The sequence below is a fragment of the Arthrobacter sp. MYb229 genome, from assembly GCF_002975405.1.
GTDB lineage: Bacteria > Actinomycetota > Actinomycetes > Actinomycetales > Micrococcaceae > Glutamicibacter.
In genome coordinates, this window is sequence record NZ_PCPS01000018.1 from 1 (window position 1) to 3,049 (window position 3,049).

Consider the following 3,049-nt stretch of genomic DNA (forward strand, 5'->3'; position numbering starts at 1 on the left):
GACGGCAGCTTTGGCCCGGCCAGCTCGGCCGCGACCAGGCAGATCTTCTGCCCGGCCAATGGTCAGCCGGTAGCCCTCGTCTCCGAGGCCGGGCCCGCGGACGCCGCGGCCGCGATCGCCGCGGCCCGCCGCGCCTTCGACACCGGGACCTGGTCCCAGCTCCCGGCCCCCGAACGCGGTGACTTCCTGCTGCGCGTCGCTCATCGGCTGGCCGAACGCAAGGACGAATTCGCGCTGGCCGAAACCCTGGACACCGGCAAGCGCCTGGTCGAATCCGAACTGGACATGGACGACATCATCAACTGCTTCCGCTACTTCGGCAAGCTCTCCGGAACCGATGCCGGGCGGATCGTCGACGCCGGGGACCCGCAGGTGCTCAGCCGCATCGTCTACGAACCGGTCGGCGTCGCGGCGATGATCACCCCGTGGAACTACCCGCTGCTCCAAGCCGCGTGGAAGATCGCCCCGGCGCTGGCCGCCGGCTGCTCGTTTGTGCTCAAACCGGCCGAGCTGAGCCCGTCCACCGCGATCTTGATGATGGAGGTGCTCCATGAGCTGGGTCTGCCGGCCGGGGTGGCGAACCTGGTCACCGGCACCGGCGCGCAGGTCGGCGCGGTCCTCTCCGAGCACCGCGACGTGGATCTGGTCTCCTTCACCGGCGGCCTGGCCACCGGGCGCAAGGTCGCGGCCGCGGCGGCCGGAACGGTGAAGAAGGTCGCCCTGGAGCTGGGCGGGAAGAACCCGAACGTGATCTTCGCCGACGCGGACTTCGACGCCGCGGTGGACAACGCGCTGAATGGCGCGTTTGTGCATTCGGGGCAGGTCTGCTCGGCCGGGGCGCGGATCATCGTGGAGGAATCCATCGCGGAGCGGTTCGTCGACGAGCTGGTGCGCCGTGCGGAGCAGATCACCCTCGGCGGCCCGTTCGATGAGCATGCCGAAACCGGGGCGCTGATCTCCGCGGAGCATCTGGGAAAGGTCGAGGCGTATGTGCAGTCCGGGCTCGCCGAAGGCGCCCGGCTGCGCTGCGGGGGCCGGGCGGCCACCGAGGCGGACGGCCCCGGGCTGGGGGCGGGGCATTTCTACCTGCCCACCGTCTTTGACCAGGTGGCCCGCGGCATGTCGGTGGTCATCGAGGAGGCCTTCGGCCCGGTGGTCACCGTGGAGACCTTCGCCACCGAGGATGAGGCGGTGGCTACCGCCAACGACACCGACTACGGGCTGGCCGGGGCGGTGTGGAGCCAGGACGCGTCCAAGACCCAGCGGATCGCGGCCCGGTTGCGCCACGGGACGATCTGGATCAACGACTTCCACCCCTACCTGCCGCAGGCCGAGTGGGGCGGCTTCGGCCAGTCCGGGGTCGGCCGCGAGCTGGGGCCGACCGGGCTGGGCGAGTACCAGGAAGCCAAGCACATCTACCAGAATCTGGACCCGCAGGTCACCGGCTGGTTCGCCCAGAAGTAGCGAAGAGGGAAACTGAGGATTATGAGCAACACTAACGAATTTGACTACATCGTCATCGGCGGCGGTTCGGCCGGCGCCGCGGCCGCCGCACGGCTGAGCGAAGACCCGGCGGTACGCATCGCGCTGGTGGAGGCCGGCCCCGATGACCGGGGTCTTGAGGAGGTCTTGCAGCTGAACCGCTGGATGGAACTGCTCGAATCCGGGCTGGACTGGGACTACCCGATCGAGGCGCAGGAGAACGGGAACTCCTTCATGCGCCATTCCCGGGCCAAGGTGATGGGCGGGTGCTCCAGCCATAATTCCTGCATCGCGTTCTGGGCGCCGCGCGAGGACCTGGACGAATGGGAATCGAAGTTCGGGGCCACCGGCTGGAATTCGGCGATGGCCTACCGGCTGTATCAGCAGCTGGAGCGCAATGAGGACGCCGGGCCCGAGGCCCCGCACCACGGGGATTCGGGGCCGGTGCACCTGATGAATGTGCCGGGCACCGATCCGTGCGGGGTGGCGCTGCTGGAGGCCTGCGCGCAGGCCGGGATTCCGCGGGCGAAGTTCAACAACGATGAGACGGTGCTCAACGGGGCGAACTTCTTCCAGATCAACCGGCGTGCCGATGGCACCCGGTCCTCCTCCTCGGTCTCCTACATCCATCCGATTATGGAGCGGGAGAACTTCACGCTGCTCACCGGGCTGCAGGCGCGGAAGCTGAACTTCGATGCGGGCAAGCGCTGCACCGGGGTGGACGTGGTCGACGGGGCGTTCGGGCGCACCACCACGCTGCACGCGGCCCGCGAGGTGATCCTCTCGGCCGGGGCGATCGATTCGCCGAAGCTGCTGATGCTTTCGGGGATCGGGCCGGCCGAGCATCTGGAGTCGGTGGGTGTCGAGGTGCTCATCGACGCGCCGGGGGTGGGCGAGCATTTGCAGGACCACCCCGAAGGGGTGATCCAGTGGGAGGCGAAGCAGCCGATGGTCAGCGAATCGACTCAGTGGTGGGAGATCGGGATCTTCACCCCCACGGTGCAGGGGCTGGATCGTCCGGATCTGATGTTCCATTATGGTTCGGTGCCTTTTGATATGCATACGCTGCGCCAGGGGTATCCGACCGGGGAGAACACCTTCTGCCTGACTCCGAATGTCACGCATGCGAAGTCCCGGGGCACGGTGCGGTTGCGCAGCTGCGACTTCCGTGACAAGCCGAAGGTCGATCCGCGTTATTTCACCGACGTCCAGGGCCATGATGCGCGGGTGATGATCGCCGGGATCCGCAAGGCCCGGGAGATCATCGGGCAGCCGGCGATGGCTGATTGGGCCGGGGTGGAGCAGTTCCCCGGCCAACAGGTGCAGTCCGATGCGGAGATCTTCGATTACCTCAAGCGCACGCATAACACCGTGTATCATCCGGCCGGCAGCGTGCGGATGGGGGCTGTGGAGGATGTGATGTCGCCGTTGGATCCGCAGCTGCGGGTTAAGGGGGTGACCGGGTTGCGGGTGGCCGATGCGTCGGTGATGCCGGAGTTGGTGACGGTGAATCCGAATCTCACGGTGATGATGATCGGTGAGCGCTGCGCCGAACTGATCCGCGGCA

At 67.5% G+C, this 3,049-nt stretch carries 2 protein-coding genes; both read left to right on the plus strand.

What is annotated here, in order from left to right:
- Positions 1–1,464: aldehyde dehydrogenase family protein (locus tag CQ019_RS18095; RefSeq protein WP_105570322.1), on the plus strand; the 1,464-nt coding region annotated here is incomplete at its 5' end.
- A gap of 21 nt (positions 1,465–1,485) precedes the next feature.
- On the plus strand, positions 1,486–3,049 hold a 1,564-nt coding region (locus tag CQ019_RS18100; protein ID WP_105570323.1), incomplete at its 3' end, for a GMC family oxidoreductase.